The sequence below is a fragment of the Streptomyces virginiae genome, from assembly GCF_000720455.1.
GTDB classification, from domain to species: domain Bacteria; phylum Actinomycetota; class Actinomycetes; order Streptomycetales; family Streptomycetaceae; genus Streptomyces; species Streptomyces virginiae.
Window position 1 is genome coordinate 64,897 of record NZ_JOAK01000005.1, and the last position, 16,222, is coordinate 81,118.

Sequence of the window (16,222 nt, forward strand, 5' to 3'; positions counted from 1 at the left end):
CGCCCCGCCGCTCCCCGGCCGGGCGGCTCGTCACATGCGCAGGGCCCGCGCCAGCTGCCGGGACTGCGCGACCAGGTGGTCGGTGGAGTCCCAGACCTCGGCGTCCTCCTCCAGGAAACCGCCGGCGAGGTTGCGGGTGGTGATGGAGATCCGCAGCGGGCCCGGGGCCGGGCGGCGGCGGATGTGGGTGGTGAGCTCGACGGTCGGGGTCCAGGCCACCAGGCCGAGGTCGAAGGCGGTCGGCGGCAGGGCGTCCACCGCGAGGAGCATGGAGAGCGGGTCGGCGTCGCGGCCGTCGGCCAGCTCGAACCAGGCCCGCATCTCGCCCTTGCCGGAGGGCGCGCCGACGGCCCAGCCCGCGGTCGCCGGGTCCAGGCGCAGCCGGAGCCGGTCCACGATGGCGGAGCTGCCGGGGATCGGGGCGGGGCCGGCTTCCGGGCCGACGCAGTTCTCGTAGGAGGGCATGAGCGGCGGCACCGCGACCGTGCGCACGTCGTCCGGCAGGGCGGCGAGGTCGCCGTAGGAGGCGAGGACGCGGATCCGCTCGACCTCGTTGCCGTGCTCGTCGAACTGGAAGAGCGAGGCCTGGCCGGTGGAGAGGGTGCGGCCGACCCGGACCACCTCGGCGCGGATCACGGCGGGGCCGGGCACGGAGGAGGTCAGGTAGTGCGCGGACACCGTGAAGGGGTCCGGGTGCGGGAGGGTCGCCGACAGGGCCCGGCCGACCAGGGCCAGCAGGTATCCGCCGTTGACAGCGGCGATGATCGTCCAGCCGGCGGAGAGCTCCGCGTCGTAGACGCCGGGTTCGCCCGCGCGCTCGGTGATGGCGGTGTCGCGGTCGAACTCGCTGTCGCCGATGGATGCCTGGGCAGCTGCATATGACATGGAACGACGGTACACCCGCTTGCTACTAAGCGGTAGCTTTCTATTGTTACGGCTCTTCGGCCACCGAGGAGCGCCTGTTCCAGGCCAGCGGCGCCCGCCAGTGGTAGTGCATGGCGAGCAGCCTGAGGACGAACGTCGTGACGATCGCCAGGCCGGTGGTGACGGCGTTGAGCGAGTCCAGGGCGATGGAGACGGCGACCATCGCGGCGCCGACGGTGGCGGGCACGGCGTACATCTCGCGGTCGCGCAGCAGCGAGGGCACCTCGTTGACCAGCACGTCGCGCAGTACGCCGCCGCCGACGGCCGTGGCGAGGCCCAGCGCGGCGGACGCGGTCAGGCCGAGGCCGTACTCGTAGGCCTTGGTCGTACCGGTCACGCAGAACAGCGCGAGGCCGGCGGCGTCGAAGACGTTGATGGCCCGGTTGATCCGCTGGACCTCGGGGTGCAGGAAGAAGACGATCGCGGCGGCGATCAGCGGGGTGACGAAGAAGCTCAGCTCGCCGAAGGCGGCCGGCGGGACGGCACCGATGACGAGGTCGCGGAAGAGGCCGCCGCCGAGGGCCGTGACGAGGGCGAGGACGGCGATGCCGAAGACGTCGAAGTTCTTGCGGACGGCGAGCAGGGCGCCCGCGGTGGCGAAGACGAAGATGCCGGCGAGGTCCAGGGCATGCTGAACCCCCGGCGGGAAGAGATCGTGGAGCACCGGGCCATTGTCACCTGCCGCGCCGCCTGCGGCGGGCTCGGCGGAATGCGGGGCTCCGCCGCCGCGGCCGGGTGCGGGTGCCGCAGGCCGGAACCGGGGCGCCGCCCCGCGTCTCGCACGCGGCGCGGTGCCGGGCGGATGCGGTGCGGCGCCGTTGCGCGGGCGCCGCCCCGGACCCCCGCGCCTCGATCGCCGGCGGGGCTGGATTCGCGCCGGGCGGGCCGGGACGGCCCACCCGGCGTTCGCGTCACTCCGAAGCCGTCGTCACCGCGTCCGCCGCGCCCGGGAGGGGCTTGTCGCCCGGGGCCTGGTCGGGGGCGTTCTCCGGATGGTGGCAGGCCACCTGGTGGCCGGTCTTCAGCGCCAGCAGCGGCGGTTCCTGCGTCGCGCAGATCTGCGTCGCCTTCCAGCACCGCGTGTGGAAGCGGCAGCCACTCGGCGGCGAGATCGGGGACGGCACGTCGCCCTTGAGCAGGATGCGGCCGCTCTTGGCGCCGCGCCGCCTCGGGTCCGGCACCGGCACGGCCGACATCAGGGCCGCCGTGTACGGGTGCATCGGCTCCCCGTACAGCGACTTGTTGTCGGCGAGCTCGACGATCTTGCCGAGGTACATCACCGCGATCCGGTCCGAGACGTGCCGGATGACCGACAGGTCGTGCGCGATGATCACGTAGGTGAGGCCGAGCTCCTCCTGGAGGTCGTCCAGGAGGTTGACCACCTGGGCCTGGATCGAGACGTCCAGCGCCGAGACGGGCTCGTCCGCGACCACCAGCTTCGGCTTCAGCGCCAGGGCCCGCGCGATGCCGATGCGCTGGCGCTGGCCGCCCGAGAACTCGTGCGGGTAGCGGTTGTAGTGCTCGGGGTTGAGGCCGACGAGCGACAGCAGCCGCTGGACCTCCGCCTTGAGCCCGCCCTCGGGGGTGACGTTCTGCAGCTTGAACGGGGCGCTGACGATGGTGCCCACCGTGTGACGCGGGTTCAGCGAGCCGTAGGGGTCCTGGAAGATCATCTGCACGTCGCGGCGCAGCGGGCGCATGCCCGCCACCCCCAGGTGCGTGATGTCCTTGCCCTCGAACTCGATCGTGCCGCCGGTCGGTTCGAGCAGCCGCGTGATCAGCCGGCCCATGGTCGACTTGCCGCAGCCGGACTCGCCGACGATGCCGAGGGTCTCACCGCGCCGGACGTCGAAGTCGAGGCCGTCGACGGCCTTGACCGCGCCGGACTGCCTGCGCAGCAGCCCCTTGGTGATGGGGAAGTGCTTGGTCAGGCCGGTGACCTTGAGCAGCGGCTCGGGAGAGTCCGTGGCCTGCGCCGGAAGGGTGACGGCCGGATCCGTCTTCTGGGTGTCGGTCACAGCTTCGGCGCAATCTCTTCGGTCCAGATCCGGGTCCGCTCCTCCTGCGACATGTGGCAGGCGGACCAGTGCAGGCTGTCGTCCTGCGTGAGCTCCGGGCGCACCGTGCGGGTCACGTTGCCCTTGGGCACGTCGGCGTACGGGCAGCGCGGGTTGAAGGCACAGCCGCTCGGGATGTTGATGAGGCTGGGCGGCGAACCCTTGACCGGGATGAGGCGCTCGGTCTGCTCGCGGTCGATGCGCGGCATCGAGCCCAGCAGGCCCCAGGTGTACGGGTGCCGGGGCTCGTAGAAGACCTTCTCGGCGGTGCCCCGCTCGACGCACCGGCCGCCGTACATCACGAGGAGTTCGTCGGCCATCTCGGCGACCACGCCGAGGTCGTGCGTGATCATGATGACCGCGGAGCCGAACTCCTGCTGGAGGTCCCGGATCAGGTCGAGGATCTGGGCCTGGACGGTGACGTCCAGGGCGGTCGTCGGCTCGTCCGCGATGAGCAGTTCGGGGTTGTTGACGAGCGCCATCGCGATCATCGCGCGCTGGCGCATGCCGCCGGAGAACTCGTGCGGGTAGCTGTCGAACCGCTTGTGCGGCTCGGGGATGCCGACGCGGTCGAGGAGTTCGACGGCCCGCTTGCGGGCGGCCTTCTTGTCGACCTTGTGGTGGACCCGGTACGCCTCGGCGATCTGCTTGCCGACGGTGAAGTACGGGTGCATCGCGGACAGCGGGTCCTGGAAGATCATCGCGATCTCCCGGCCGCGGAGCCTGCGCACCTCGTCCTCGTCGGCGGAGAGCAGCTCCTTGCCGTCGAGCCAGATCTCGCCGGAGATCCGGGCCCGCTGGCGGCCGTACTGGCCCACGCGGTGCAGGCCCATGATGCCCAGCGAGGTGACCGACTTGCCGGAGCCGGACTCGCCCACGATGCCGAGGGTCTTGCCCTTCTCCAGGCTGAAGGAAAGGCCGTCGACCGACTTGACCAGGCCGTCCTCGGTCGGGAAGTGCACCTTGAGGTCGCGGACCTCGAGGAAGGCGGTGGAGGGCGGTGACCCGTCGTAGGGCTGGTTCGGCGCTACGGTCTCTCCGGTCTTGGTCGTCCGGTCGGTCATGACAGCCTCACTCGGGGGTCGATCACCGCGTACAGGAGGTCAACGATGAGGTTCGCGGCGACGACGAAGAACGCGGAGATCAGGGTGATGCCCAGGATGACCGGGAGGTCGTGCTCGCTGATGGCGCGCACCGCGCTGTAGCCCAGGCCGTGCAGCGAGAACGTGTACTCGGTCAGGACCGCGCCGCCCATCAGGGCGCCGAGGTCGAGGCCCAGGACGGTCAGGATCGGGGTCATCGTCGAGCGCATGGCGTGCTTGCCGATGACGACGGGTTCGGTGAGGCCCTTCGCCCGGGCGGTGCGGATGTAGTCCTCGTTGAGGACTTCGAGCATGGTCGCGCGGGTGAGCCGCGCGTACATCGCCGCGTAGAGGAAGGCGAGCGAGACCCACGGCAGGATCATGCCGTTGAACCACTTGGCCGGATCCTCGGCGAAGGTCGCCTCCGGTCGTCCGAACCAGCCCAGCTGGTCGGAGAAGAGGGCGATGACGAGCATGCCCGTGAAGTAGATGGGGAGGGACACGCCGGCGAGGGCGACGCCCATGGCCGAGCGGTCCAGGACGGTGCCGCGCTTGAGGGCGGACACCACGCCGGTGGCGACACCGCCGGCCACCCAGAGCACCACGGCGCCCAGGGCGAGGGAGAGGGTGACCGGGAGCCAGTCCAGCAGCAGCGGCCAGACCTCCTGCTCGGTCTTGAAGGAGTATCCGAAGCAGGGCGCGGCGCATTGCGTGACGTCGGGGCCGTTGGCGTACGTGCGACCCGCCACCAGCCCGACGACGAACTTGCCGAACTGGACGAGGATCGGGTCGTCGAGACCCATCTTCTGCCGGATGCCTTCGATGGCGATGGGGTCGGACTGCTTGCCCACGAAGTACAGGGCCGGGTCCGTCCCGATCAGCTTCGGGAACAGGAAGAAGATTCCGAAGGTCACCAGTGTGATGACCAGCAGCATGACGAGGACGGCGAAGATCCGTCGGATGAGGTATGCAAGCACTGCGCTCGGCCTGGCTGCGGCCCGGGGGCGCCCTCTTCTGGAGAGCGCCCCCAAGCCGTAACCGCGGCCATCACCTGCCCTTCGTGCCTAGCGGGTGTGGCACTGGAACACTGGAACTGGACTGATGGACCGTTACTTCACGACACCGAGGGACGCGTAGTCGTAGCGACCGTTGTAGGCGTCGGTGGTGTAGGCGTTCGTCAGCCGGGAGCTGCGCCAGGTGATCGTCTTGTCATAGACGAAGGGCAGGTAGACCGCGGCCTCGGACACCTTCTGGTTCATCTGCTTGTAGATGTCGCCGGCCTTGGCCGGGTCGGTCTCCGCGATGGCCTGGTCGAACAGGGTGTTGATCGCCGGGTCGTTCAGCTCGGAGTAGTTGTTGTTGCCGCTCTGGAGGATGAAGCGACCGTCGACCAGCGGCTGGGAGAAGCCCTGACCGGTCGGGAAGTCGGCGCCCCAGCCCATGATGATGATGCCGTAGCCCTTCTCCTTGACGACCTTCGGCGAGCCGATGATGCCGGAGTGCTGGGCGCCGTCGAACTGGTCGACGTCGGCCTCGATGCCGACCTGCTTCAGGGCGTTCTGCAGCGAGACGGCCGTGGCGACCTCGACCGGCTTGTTGTTGCGGACGGCGATGGTGGTCTTGAAGCCGCTCTCCTTGCCGCAGGCCTTGAGGGCCTCCTTGGCCTTGTCGAGGTTCGGCTTGCCGTCGTTCTTCAGGACCTCGTACGGGTCGTACTTGGCGTCCGAGCCCTTGATGCCGAGCGGGAGCATGTTGGGGGCGATGTCGCCACCGGCCTGCGGGCCGCCGCGGGCGGTCTGCAGGGACTTCTTGTCGGCCGCGTAGATGACGGCCTTGCGGCACTCGATGTTGTCGAACGGCGCGACGGTCTGCGGCATGACCGCGTACCGGATGAAGCCGGTCTGGCCGTTGTCGAGGTTGCCCTTGTGGTCCTTCAGCGCGGTGGCGCGGGCCGCCTGGCCGATGCCGGTCGCGTTGATGTCGACGTCGAACTCGCCGTTCATCAGGCGCTTGTCCATGTCGTCCGCGTTCGCCATGAACGTGACCGAGATGGTGTCAGGGAGCGCCTTGCGGATGGTGTCCGAGTCGGCCTTGAAGTTCTCGTTGCGCGAGAGCTTCATGCTCTTGTTGGGCTCGTACGAGTCGATCTTGTACGGACCGTTCGAGAAGGGCTTCAGGCCGTACTTGGCGGCGGTGTCCTTGTCCTGCTTGACCGGGCTGGCCGCGGGCATCGCCAGCATCTGCTCGAAGTCGCCGTTGGGCGTCGGGAGCTTGAAGATGATGGTCTTCGCGTCCGGGGTCTCGATGGCCTTCAGGCCGAGCTTGTCCGGAGCGGTGTCCTTGTACGGGCCGGGGTACTCGGCCTTCGGGTCGAGGACCTGCTGGATGTAGACCGGACCGCCGGAGATGACGTCCTGGGCCCAGGTGCGCTCGATGCCGTACTTGATGTCCTGGGCGGTGACGGGCGAGCCGTCCTCCCAGGTCACGTTGTCCTTGAGGGTGTACTTGTAGGTCTTGCCGCCGTCGCTGATCTCGGCCTTGGCGGTGGCGAGGTCGGGGACGAGCTCGGTGCTGTCCTTGCCGGGCGCGGGCTTGAAGCTGATCAGCTGGCGCGTGTAGTAGCGGGAGAAGTCCCACATGAAGCCGTAGTAGCCGCGCTGCGGGTCCCACGAGTCGGCGTCCTGGGTACCGACGAACTTCAGCTCGCCGCCCTTCTTGTCCGACGCGTTGGCGACCTTCTCGATGCCCGCGTTGAAGCCACCGCCCGAGGCGGCGCCCTTGTCGTCCTTCTTGTCGGCCCCGCCACAGGCGGTCGCGGTGAGCATGGCCGCGAGCACGACGGCCGTGCCGGCGGCAAGTCTGCGCTTCGACGTGCGATGGGTAGTCACGATGCTCGCAACCCTCCGTTGTAGTTCCGGTGTACGTACGGCACGAGGCCGGTCCTTGGTTTGCCCTGCGGTGGCTAGCGGGAGCCCTTCGGGTCGAGGGCGTCACGGACGCCGTCGCCGAAGAGGTTGAAGGCCAGCACGGTGATGAAGATCGCTACGCCGGGGAAGATCATGAAGAGCGGATCGTCCTCGTAGGTCCGCACGGCCGTGGCGAGGGTCTCCCCCCAGGACGGCGTGGGCGGCTTGACGCCGACTCCGAGGAAGCTGAGGGCCGCCTCGGTCAGCACGTTGGTGGGGATCATCAGCGTCGCGTAGACCGTGATGGGCGCCACCAGGTTCGGGAGCAGTTCGCGGAAGAGGATGTAGAAGCGGCCCGCGCCGAGGCTGCGCGCGGCTTCGACGTACTCGCGCTCGCGCAGCGAGAGGGTCTGGCCGCGGACGATCCGGCCGATGTAGGGCCAGCCGAAGAAGCCGATCACCAGCACCAGGACGGCGATGCGCAGACCCGAACCCTCGAAGCCCCAGAGCTTGTTGGGGATGACGGAGATCAGCGCGATGATGAAGAGCAGCTGCGGGAAGGCCAGCAGCAGGTCCATGACCCGGCTGATGGCCGCGTCGACCCAGCCGCCGAAGTAGCCGGCGACGATGCCGAAGAAGGTGCCCAGCGATACCGCCACGAAGGCGGACAGGAAGGCCACCAGCAGCGAGATCCGGGCGCCGTAGACGATGCGGCTGAAGACGTCGCGGCCGTTGACCGGTTCGATGCCGAGCAGGAAGTCGCCGCTCATGCCGCCCCAGTCGCCGAGCGGGAGGCCCAGCAGCGGGTCGAGCAGGTCCTCGTGGAGCTCCTCCGGCGGGTGCCCGAACGCCTTGACGATCAGCGGCGCGAAGATCGCGACGATGATCAGCAGGAGCACGATGACACCGCCGGCCAGCGCGACCTTGTCGCGCTTCAGGCGCAGCCAGGCGATCTGCCACGGCGAGCGCCCCTCGATCGCCTTCTGCGGAACTTCGGGGGCGGCCACGGCTGCGGGCTCGGCCGCGCTGGTGTCGTGCAGTGGTGCCGTCATCGTGGTGGGGACCCCTCTCGGCCGACGGTGGCCGGCCCATGCCCGCCGCTGTGGCGGCTTGGTTCAATCGGCGTCGCTGGTGGTGCGATTGGCGAGAAATGTGCCGGAAGTGCACGTGAAGAGCTGGTGCTTGCGAGATGGACCGGCCTTCGGTGGGGGGAGTCTTCAACGCCCTCTCAACCAGCCGCCAGACCCCCCGGGGATGTGATGCGCAACCGTGATCTGCGCCTACACCTTCCGTTATCCGAACCGCCAGACCTGTTGAGCGGTGAAACACCGCATGTTCGGCGCGGAACGGACATCCGGCCCAACTGCCCTTTCGAGCGCGGATTTTGGATGTATTCAGCGGATATGCCGAAGGCCGCACCGATGGGTCCTGTGCGGCCTTCGAGATGGATGTCTCAATATGCGGATGTCGTGCCGGAGGCCCCGCACGGGTTGCGGGAGGCGTCGGCGGGCGGGTCAGTACGCCGGTGCCTGGCCCTCGCGGTCGTAGAAGGGGCGGGTCTGCGCCCGCAGCCACATCGCCACGGGATCGTGCTCGTCCGCCAGCGCGACCGTGCACACCGGGACGCCCTCGGGGACCGCCCCGACCGACTGGCGCATCATCTCCCGTACGGATTCCAGCGCGGGCGCGGAGGCGTCGTACAGGTCGAGCCCGACCGCGAGGTAGGGGGACCCGAGCGCGGGCTGCACCCAGGCGCGGCGCAGCGACCGTACGGCCGGGGTGCGGTGGGCGTGCTGGGTCAGCAGCCCGTAGAACTGGGGGAGCTCGATGCTGGGCTCGGACAGCCGCAGCGGGCCCGCCGGCATCCGGTCCAGGCCCGTCGCGATGCGGCGCAGATCCGCCCAGGGGACGCCGAGGCCGCCGCCCTGGGCGTGCGGGTTGAGCCACAGGCCCCAGCGGTCCGGGTAGAGGGCGCGGGCGATGTCGCGCCCGGTGACGACCTCGTAGCCCCGGTTCCAGCCGCTCGCGGCCAGCTCCTGGGGGGAGGTGACGCAGGGTGCGTAGCCGAGGCCGTCGACCTCCATGCCGCCGTACTGGGCGTCCGGGGACCCCGGCTGCCCCTGCCAGAGGAGCATCCACAGCCGGCCCTCGGAGAGGGCGTGCAGCAGTGACTCGTAGCTCTCGTAGCGCCCGGGGGTCACCTGGCGCATCATGTGCTCGACCTGCCCGGCCGCGGCCGTGCCTGACGCACTCACCCGGTACCCCTCTTCGTCCGCCCGTCGCTCCACGCGTGCCTTACCCGGGCCAGCGCTCATGCGTGCGGCCAGGAGATGTAACCAGCTTAAGCGGCCCTACGCGAGGTAGAAGGGGCGTACGCGCTCACGAATCCAGTCCGTGACCGGGTCCTGGGCCGCGTCCAGGAGGATCAACTGCACGGGCCACGGCGCCGGAACGCGGGTCAGGGCCCGTCCGAGCGCCTCCATCGGGGCCTCGCGCATCTGCGGCTCCCATCCCACCAGGCGGACACCGATGAACAGTTCCGGGGCCCCTCCCTCGACGCTGGCGAGGCAGCGGTGCGCCGCTGCGACCACGCCGGTGGCCCGGAACTCCTCGCCGGCGGCGGCCAGGAAGTCCACCGGGTCGTCCTGCCAGTCGGGCTCGAAGAGCCGCACGCGGCCGCCGGTGGCGGGGCCGTCGAGCGGGCTGCGGCCGGCCCGGCACAGCTCCGCCACGGCCGGCGGGGGCAGCGGGACGCCGACGGCGCCCTCCGGATTGAGCGCGATGCCGAGCTGCGGGGGCAGCCCCCGGGCGAACTCGACCGCCGGGGCCACCGCGAAGTCCATGCCGGGGCCGACGCAGGCGAGGAACTGGGCCTCGGAGCTGTAGACGGGGACGTACGCCGCCCCGCCGATGTCCATGGTGGGCAGGTCGAGGCCGGCCGAGTCGGGACCGCCGCCGCCGGGCAGGGGCACCCACACCTGGCTGCGCCCGAGCACCTCCAGGATCCGGCCGCCGGCGTCCGGCTGCCCGAGCGCCGCCCCGAGCACCTGCTCCAGCTCATTCCCCGGCCAGCCGCTGCCCTGCATCTGCCCCTGCCTCCGTCGGTTCCGCGGTGTGTCGTGCCGAGGCTATCCGCCCCCGGCCGGACGCCGCTGCCGGGGCTCGTTCAGGGGTGCGCCCCGCCCGCGGTCAGCCCTGGAAGCCGATCCCCGTCACGGCGGCGGCCGAGCGGCGGTCCAGCAGGGTCGCCGAGGCGCAGCCGGCGGGCGGGCGGCCCGCCTCGGCGTCGCGCAGCAGGCGGCCCACGGCGCCGCGGTGGCGGGCGAAGGCGTAGGCGGACACTCCACGGCCCCGCGCGGCCTGGCCGGAGAGGGCCTCCTCGGGGCTGCTGTCCAGCAGGAGGAGGTGCAGCTCGCGGCCCCGGCGGCGGGCGGCCGCGGCGAGCAGGGCGCGCACCCAGCTCTGGGTGCCGCAGTCGTGGACGACCACGGAGGCCCCCGAGCGCAGGATCCGGTAGAGCCCCCAGTAGTGCGCGGCGCGCACCATCGGGCGGTACACCGCGTACGGCAGGGCGGCGGGCATCCGGCGCTCCCAGCGCTCGCGGGTGTCCTGGGAGTCGACGACCCCGCCCTCCGGCGCGGCCCGCTTGATCAGCGTGCTCTTGCCGCCGCCGGGGAGGCCGGAGACCACGACGATGTCGCCCTCGGCGAAGCCGAGCCGCCGCGGTGCGCGCAGCGCCGGGCCGCGCAGGTCGCGTACGAGGCCGAGGCCGCCGTCCGCCGCCTTCCTGCGCTCGCGCGCGCCGCGCCGCTGCGCCGGCACCGCGTCCACGGTTCCCGTCGTCGCCACCACTCCGAATCTCCGCACAGTGTTCGCCTCCCCCGAATCGGGCCGCCTGGACCCTTGCCCACTGAGTGTAAAGAGACGGTAATCGGCATGTCCGGTTCCGTTCCGGACGCTCGGATGGGCGTACGAACTTTCGGACCCCCACCCCCGATCTCGGGCATGGCGTGCAATGATGTGCGCCATCTGGACCAACTGCATACCGGCCGCTTGAATCCGCGCGGGAGAGTCCCGGCACGCCGCAAGGCGGTGCGTGGGCGCCGAAGGAGCAAGAACCTCCCTTGAATCTCTCAGGCCCCGTACCGCGTGGATGAGGCAGATCTGAAAAGCGAGCTGCTCGGCAGCTCCACCCAAGGTGCAAGTCGCGGATACCGGCGATCGATGGATCGGCGGAACTCTCGGCGAACCTCTCAGGTTCCGATGACAGATGGGGAGGAAAGTCCTCGTCATGTCATGTCGATGCCCTGGGACCCGGGAGCCACACCCATGAGCACTGCCCCCCGCCTGACCGCCCTCGATGCGCTGCACCGCTCGCTCGGTGCGACCATGACCGACTTCGCGGGCTGGGACATGCCGCTGCGGTACGCCAGCGAGCGCGACGAGCACAACGCCGTACGCACCAAGGCCGGCCTCTTCGACCTCTCGCACATGGGCGAGATCACGCTGACCGGCCCGGAGGCCGTCAAGGCCCTGGACTACGCGCTCGTCGGCAACATCTCGACCGTCGGCGTCGGCCGCGCCCGCTACACGCACATCTGCCAGGAGGACGGCGGGATCGTCGACGACCTGATCGTCTACCGTCTCGGCGAGACCGAGTACATGGTCGTCGCCAACGCCTCCAACGCCCAGGTCGTCCTGGACGCCCTGACCGAGCGCGCCGCCGGCTTCGACACCGAGGTCCGCGACGACCGCGACGCCTACGCGCTGATCGCGGTGCAGGGCCCGGAGTCCCCCGGCATCCTGGCGTCCCTCACCGACGCCGACCTGGACGGCCTCAAGTACTACGCCGGCCTGCCGGGCACGGTCGCGGGCGTGCCCGCGCTGATCGCGCGTACGGGCTACACCGGCGAGGACGGCTTCGAGCTGTTCGTCGCCCCCGAGCACGCCGTGGAGCTGTGGCAGGCGCTGACCAAGGCCGGCGAGGGCGTCGGCCTGGTCCCGGCCGGCCTGTCCTGCCGCGACACCCTGCGCCTGGAAGCGGGCATGCCGCTGTACGGGCACGAGCTGACCACCGCCCTGACGCCGTTCGACGCGGGTCTGGGCCGGGTCGTGAAGTTCGAGAAGGAGGGGGACTTCGTCGGCCGCGCCGCCCTGGAGGCCGCCGCCGAGAAGGCCGCGACCAAGGCGCCGCGCAAGCTGGTCGGCCTGATCGCCGAGGGCCGCCGCGTCCCGCGCGCCGGCTTCCCCGTCACGTTCGGCGGAGAGGTGATCGGCGAGGTCACCTCGGGCGCCCCGTCCCCGACGCTGGGCAAGCCGATCGCCATGGCGTACGTGGACGCGGAGCACGCCGCGCCCGGCGCCTCCGGCGTCGGCGTCGACATTCGCGGTACGCATGAGCCGTACGAGGTCGTGGCGCTGCCGTTCTACAAGCGGCAGAAGTAACCGTCCGCGCACGACGTCCGCCGTCCGCCGTCCGGGTACCGGAACGGCGCCGTCTCAGTACCCAAGACCGTAGTTCGTATCCACTCCCCCGCATCCAGGAGAATCAGGCCATGAGCACCCCCGAGAATCTGCGTTACACCAAGGAGCACGAGTGGCTGTCCGACGTCGTGGACGGCGTCGCGACGGTCGGCATCACGGAGTTCGCGGCCAACGCGCTCGGTGACGTCGTCTACGCCCAGCTCCCCGCGGTCGGCGACACCGTGACCGAGGGCGAGACCTGTGGCGAGCTGGAGTCGACCAAGTCGGTCTCCGACCTCTACTCCCCGGTCTCCGGCGAGATCGTCGAGGCCAACCAGGACGTCGTGGACGACCCGGCGCTCGTGAACACCGCCCCGTTCGAGGGCGGCTGGCTGTTCAAGGTGCGCATCTCGGAGGAGCCCAAGGACGTGCTCTCCGCCGAGGAGTACACCAAGCTCACCGCCGGTAACTGACCCCAGGGGATCCTGATGTCCGTACTGAACACCCCTCTCCACGAACTCGACCCCGACGTCGCCGCAGCCGTCGACGCCGAGCTCGTGCGCCAGCAGTCCACCCTGGAGATGATCGCGTCGGAGAACTTCGCTCCGGTCGCCGTCATGGAGGCCCAGGGCTCGGTCCTCACCAACAAGTACGCCGAGGGCTACCCGGGCCGCCGCTACTACGGCGGTTGCGAGCACGTCGACGTGGTCGAGCAGATCGCGATCGACCGCATCAAGGCGCTGTTCGGCGCCGAGGCCGCGAACGTCCAGCCGCACTCCGGTGCGCAGGCGAACGCCGCCGCGATGTTCGCGCTGCTCAAGCCGGGCGACACGATCATGGGCCTGAACCTGGCCCACGGCGGTCACCTGACCCACGGCATGAAGATCAACTTCTCCGGCAAGCTCTACAACGTGGTCCCGTACCACGTGGACGAGTCCGGCGAGGTGGACATGGCCGAGGTCGAGCGCCTCGCCAAGGAGTCCAAGCCGCAGCTGATCGTCGCCGGCTGGTCCGCCTACCCGCGCCAGCTGGACTTCGCCGCCTTCCGCCGCATCGCGGACGAGGTCGGCGCGTACCTGATGGTCGACATGGCGCACTTCGCCGGCCTGGTGGCCGCTGGCCTGCACCCGAACCCGGTCCCGCACGCCCACGTCGTGACCACCACCACGCACAAGACCCTCGGCGGTCCGCGCGGCGGGGTCATCCTGTCGACGCAGGAGCTGGCCAAGAAGATCAACTCCGCGGTCTTCCCGGGCCAGCAGGGCGGCCCGCTGGAGCACGTGATCGCGGCCAAGGCCGTCTCCTTCAAGATCGCGGCCTCGCCCGAGTTCAAGGAGCGCCAGGAGCGCACCCTGGAGGGCGCGAAGATCCTCGCCGCCCGTCTGGTCCAGGACGACGTCAAGGCCGTGGGCGTGGACGTCCTCACCGGCGGCACCGACGTGCACCTGGTCCTGGTCGACCTGCGCAACTCCGAGCTGGACGGCCAGCAGGCCGAGGACCGCCTCCACGAGGTCGGCATCACGGTCAACCGCAACGCCATCCCGAACGACCCGCGGCCCCCGATGGTCACCTCGGGTCTGCGGATCGGTACGCCGGCCCTGGCCACCCGCGGTTTCGACGCCGAGGCGTTCACCGAGGTCGCCGAGATCATCGCGCAGGCGCTGAAGCCGACGTACGACGCCGAGGGCCTCAAGGCGCGCGTCTCGGCGCTCGCCGCGAAGTTCCCGCTGTACCCGTCGCTCTAGCGGTGGCGTGGAAGGGCCCGGCCCCGTCTGTGCACGGGCCGGGCCCTTCCCGTGTCCCTCCTGCTCCCCCGGCGCCCGGGGCGCACGGCGACACCTGCCCGACCCGTCCGCGTAATCCTTCCCACGTCGGCCGGCAGCCAGGACGTTCACCGGACCGCGTTAAGCTCGTCTGTCGGACAAAATCTGAACAATCCACCTCTCCTGCCCCCTCCCACCCCACGAGCAGACAAGGGAGTCCGCCACCGTGGCCATCTCCGTCTTCGACCTCTTCTCCATCGGCATCGGTCCCTCCTCCTCCCACACGGTCGGTCCGATGCGCGCCGCCCGCATGTTCGTGACGCGGCTGAAGAAGGACGGAGTGCTCGCCCAGACGGCTTCCGTGCGGGCCGAGCTCTTCGGGTCCCTCGGCGCGACCGGCCACGGCCACGGCACCCCCAAGGCGGTGCTGCTGGGCCTGGAGGGCCACTCCCCCCGCACCGTGAACGTCGAGACGGCGGACGACGAGGTGGAGCGCATCCGCAAGAGCGGTCGCCTGCGCCTGCTGGGCGCGGAGATAGGCGATGGCCACGAGATCGCCTTCGACGAGCCGAACCAGCTGATCCTGCACCGCCGGCGCTCCCTGCCCTACCACGCGAACGGCATGACGCTCTTCGCGTACGACGAGGCCGGCACCCCGCTGCTGGAGAAGACCTACTACTCGGTCGGCGGCGGTTTCGTCGTGGACGAGGACGCGGTCGGCGAGGACCGGATCAAGCTCGACGACACGGTGCTGAAGTACCCCTTCCGCTCCGGTGACGAGATGCTGCGCCTGGCGAACGAGACCGGCCTGTCGATCTCCTCGCTGATGCTGGAGAACGAGAAGGCCTGGCGCACGGAGGAGGAGATCCGCGAGGGCCTCCTGGAGATCTGGCGCGTCATGCAGTCCTGCGTCTCGCGCGGCATGTCCCGCGAGGGCATCCTCCCGGGCGGCCTGCGGGTCAAGCGCCGCGCCGCCTCCACGGCGCGCCAGCTGCGCACCGAGGGCGACCCGATGATGCACCGCAGCGAGTGGACGACGATCTACGCGATGGCGGTCAACGAGGAGAACGCCGCCGGCGGCCGTGTCGTCACCGCGCCCACCAACGGCGCGGCGGGCGTCCTCCCGGCCGTCCTGCACTACTACATGAACTTCGTCCCGGGCGCGGACGAGGACGGCGTGGTGCGCTTCCTGCTGGCGGCGGGCGCGATCGGCATGCTGTTCAAGGAGAACGCGTCGATCTCCGGCGCCGAGGTCGGCTGCCAGGGCGAGGTGGGCTCGGCCTGCTCGATGGCGGCCGGCGCCCTCGCCGAGGTCCTGGGCGGCACCCCGGAGCAGGTCGAGAACGCCGCCGAGATCGGCATGGAGCACAACCTGGGCCTGACCTGCGACCCGGTCGGCGGCCTGGTCCAGATCCCCTGCATCGAGCGCAACGGCATGGCCGCGGTCAAGGCCGTCACCGCCGCCAAGATGGCGATGCGCGGCGACGGCACGCACAAGGTCTCCCTCGACAAGGTCATCAAGACCATGAAGGAGACCGGCGCCGACATGAAGGTCAAGTACAAGGAGACCGCCCGCGGCGGCCTCGCGGTCAACGTCATCGAGTGCTGACCGGCGCGCACCGACCGGCGTACTGACGCGAAGAACGGCCCGGTCCCCTGAACGCTCAGGGGACCGGGCCGTACGTGTTCGGGGCGAGGAGAGCGCCGGGGAACGCCGACAGCGCTCCCCGACGACTCCCTACCGCTCGGCTCGACAGGTCAGTCGAACTCGTTGAGGCGCTTGGTGGTGGCCACCCACCTGAACTGCTCGTCGTCGTCGCGCGACTCCAGCAGTCCGCCCTCGACGAGGGCCAGGAGCGCCGCGTGGAGCCCGCGCCCCGCCGGGTTGTCCTCCCAGAAGATCCGCTTGCTCCTCGAGAAGGGGACCTCGGGTGTGATGGCGCCGAGACTCAGCCCGAGCAGGTAGGCCGCCTGATCCCAGTCGACCCAGTCCGCCATCGATTCGGAAAGCGCCATTCAGCCCTCAC

15 protein-coding genes and 1 riboswitch are annotated in these 16,222 nt (G+C 70.4%); of the genes, 4 read left to right on the forward strand and 11 right to left on the reverse strand.

The window, feature by feature from the left end; all coding sequences use genetic code 11:
* Positions 1 to 30: 30 nt before the first annotated feature.
* The 10 genes from IG86_RS0110050 to IG86_RS0110095 all read right to left on the reverse strand — a co-directional run bounded on the left by IG86_RS0110050 (position 31) and on the right by IG86_RS0110095 (position 10,818).
* Positions 31 to 885 (reverse strand): thioesterase family protein, encoded by an 855-nt coding sequence (locus IG86_RS0110050; RefSeq protein ID WP_030896358.1) that lies wholly within the window; start codon positions 883 to 885, stop codon positions 31 to 33.
* Between the two features lie 46 nt (positions 886 to 931).
* Entirely contained in the window at positions 932 to 1,588 is a 657-nt protein-coding gene (locus tag IG86_RS0110055; RefSeq protein ID WP_030896365.1) for a trimeric intracellular cation channel family protein, read from the reverse strand.
* A gap of 247 nt (positions 1,589 to 1,835) precedes the next feature.
* Complete coding sequence (locus IG86_RS0110060) at positions 1,836 to 2,942, reverse strand: ABC transporter ATP-binding protein (RefSeq protein WP_030896367.1); 1,107 nt, start codon at positions 2,940 to 2,942, stop codon at positions 1,836 to 1,838.
* Positions 2,939 to 4,045, reverse strand: coding sequence for an ABC transporter ATP-binding protein (locus IG86_RS0110065; protein WP_030826587.1), 1,107 nt, complete (start codon positions 4,043 to 4,045; stop codon positions 2,939 to 2,941). The genes IG86_RS0110060 and IG86_RS0110065 overlap by 4 nt, the downstream gene beginning before the upstream one ends.
* On the reverse strand, positions 4,042 to 5,040 hold the full coding sequence (locus IG86_RS0110070) for an ABC transporter permease (protein ID WP_030655682.1): 999 nt from the start codon (positions 5,038 to 5,040) through the stop codon (positions 4,042 to 4,044). The genes IG86_RS0110065 and IG86_RS0110070 overlap by 4 nt, the downstream gene beginning before the upstream one ends.
* A 132-nt stretch (positions 5,041 to 5,172) precedes the next feature.
* A complete protein-coding gene (locus IG86_RS0110075) occupies positions 5,173 to 6,951 on the reverse strand; it encodes an ABC transporter substrate-binding protein (RefSeq protein WP_030826590.1) in 1,779 nt (592 codons plus the stop codon).
* A 74-nt stretch (positions 6,952 to 7,025) separates the two neighbouring features.
* On the reverse strand, positions 7,026 to 8,021 hold the full coding sequence (locus IG86_RS0110080; protein ID WP_030826593.1) for an ABC transporter permease: 996 nt from the start codon (positions 8,019 to 8,021) through the stop codon (positions 7,026 to 7,028).
* A 462-nt stretch (positions 8,022 to 8,483) separates the two neighbouring features.
* Entirely contained in the window at positions 8,484 to 9,224 is a 741-nt protein-coding gene (locus IG86_RS0110085) for an enhanced serine sensitivity protein SseB C-terminal domain-containing protein (RefSeq protein ID WP_030826595.1), read from the reverse strand.
* A 96-nt stretch (positions 9,225 to 9,320) separates the two neighbouring features.
* Positions 9,321 to 10,055: an enhanced serine sensitivity protein SseB gene (locus tag IG86_RS0110090; protein WP_030896369.1), complete on the reverse strand. Its 735-nt coding sequence runs from the start codon at positions 10,053 to 10,055 to the stop codon at positions 9,321 to 9,323.
* Between the two features lie 103 nt (positions 10,056 to 10,158).
* Positions 10,159 to 10,818: an AAA family ATPase gene (locus IG86_RS0110095; RefSeq protein WP_208864254.1), complete on the reverse strand. Its 660-nt coding sequence runs from the start codon at positions 10,816 to 10,818 to the stop codon at positions 10,159 to 10,161.
* 205 nt (positions 10,819 to 11,023) lie between these two features.
* Positions 11,024 to 11,127: riboswitch (glycine riboswitch) on the forward strand.
* Between the two features lie 171 nt (positions 11,128 to 11,298).
* On the opposite strand from IG86_RS0110095, the gene gcvT reads away from it, so the two are divergent.
* The 4 genes from gcvT (at position 11,299) to IG86_RS0110115 (ending at position 15,804) form a co-directional block, all read left to right on the forward strand.
* Positions 11,299 to 12,414, forward strand: coding sequence for a glycine cleavage system aminomethyltransferase GcvT (gene gcvT / locus IG86_RS0110100; protein WP_030655699.1), 1,116 nt, complete (start codon positions 11,299 to 11,301; stop codon positions 12,412 to 12,414).
* A 110-nt stretch (positions 12,415 to 12,524) separates the two neighbouring features.
* A complete protein-coding gene (gene gcvH / locus IG86_RS0110105) occupies positions 12,525 to 12,905 on the forward strand; it encodes a glycine cleavage system protein GcvH (protein ID WP_030655701.1) in 381 nt (126 codons plus the stop codon).
* 15 nt (positions 12,906 to 12,920) lie between these two features.
* Positions 12,921 to 14,177: a serine hydroxymethyltransferase gene (gene glyA, locus IG86_RS0110110; RefSeq protein ID WP_030826602.1), complete on the forward strand. Its 1,257-nt coding sequence runs from the start codon at positions 12,921 to 12,923 to the stop codon at positions 14,175 to 14,177.
* A gap of 244 nt (positions 14,178 to 14,421) precedes the next feature.
* Positions 14,422 to 15,804 (forward strand): L-serine ammonia-lyase, encoded by a 1,383-nt coding sequence (locus IG86_RS0110115; RefSeq protein ID WP_030826603.1) that lies wholly within the window; start codon positions 14,422 to 14,424, stop codon positions 15,802 to 15,804.
* 149 nt (positions 15,805 to 15,953) lie between these two features.
* Here the strand turns inward: IG86_RS0110115 and IG86_RS0110120 are convergent, their stop codons facing one another.
* Complete coding sequence (locus tag IG86_RS0110120) at positions 15,954 to 16,211, reverse strand: hypothetical protein (protein WP_051785076.1); 258 nt, start codon at positions 16,209 to 16,211, stop codon at positions 15,954 to 15,956.
* Positions 16,212 to 16,222 lie beyond the last annotated feature (11 nt).

What these genes read in the sequence shown, in the direction of transcription:
- IG86_RS0110050 (WP_030896358.1), bottom strand. Translation starts at nt 885, where the DNA reads ATGTCATATGCAGCTGCCCAGGCATCCATCGGCGACAGCGAGTTCGAC.
- gcvT (WP_030655699.1), top strand. Translation starts at nt 11,299, where the DNA reads ATGAGCACTGCCCCCCGCCTGACCGCCCTCGATGCGCTGCACCGCTCG.
- IG86_RS0110090 (WP_030896369.1), bottom strand. Translation starts at nt 10,055, where the DNA reads ATGCAGGGCAGCGGCTGGCCGGGGAATGAGCTGGAGCAGGTGCTCGGG.
- IG86_RS0110065 (WP_030826587.1), bottom strand. Translation starts at nt 4,045, where the DNA reads ATGACCGACCGGACGACCAAGACCGGAGAGACCGTAGCGCCGAACCAG.
- gcvH (WP_030655701.1), top strand. Translation starts at nt 12,525, where the DNA reads ATGAGCACCCCCGAGAATCTGCGTTACACCAAGGAGCACGAGTGGCTG.
- glyA (WP_030826602.1), top strand. Translation starts at nt 12,921, where the DNA reads ATGTCCGTACTGAACACCCCTCTCCACGAACTCGACCCCGACGTCGCC.
- IG86_RS0110120 (WP_051785076.1), bottom strand. Translation starts at nt 16,211, where the DNA reads ATGGCGCTTTCCGAATCGATGGCGGACTGGGTCGACTGGGATCAGGCG.
- IG86_RS0110080 (WP_030826593.1), bottom strand. Translation starts at nt 8,021, where the DNA reads ATGACGGCACCACTGCACGACACCAGCGCGGCCGAGCCCGCAGCCGTG.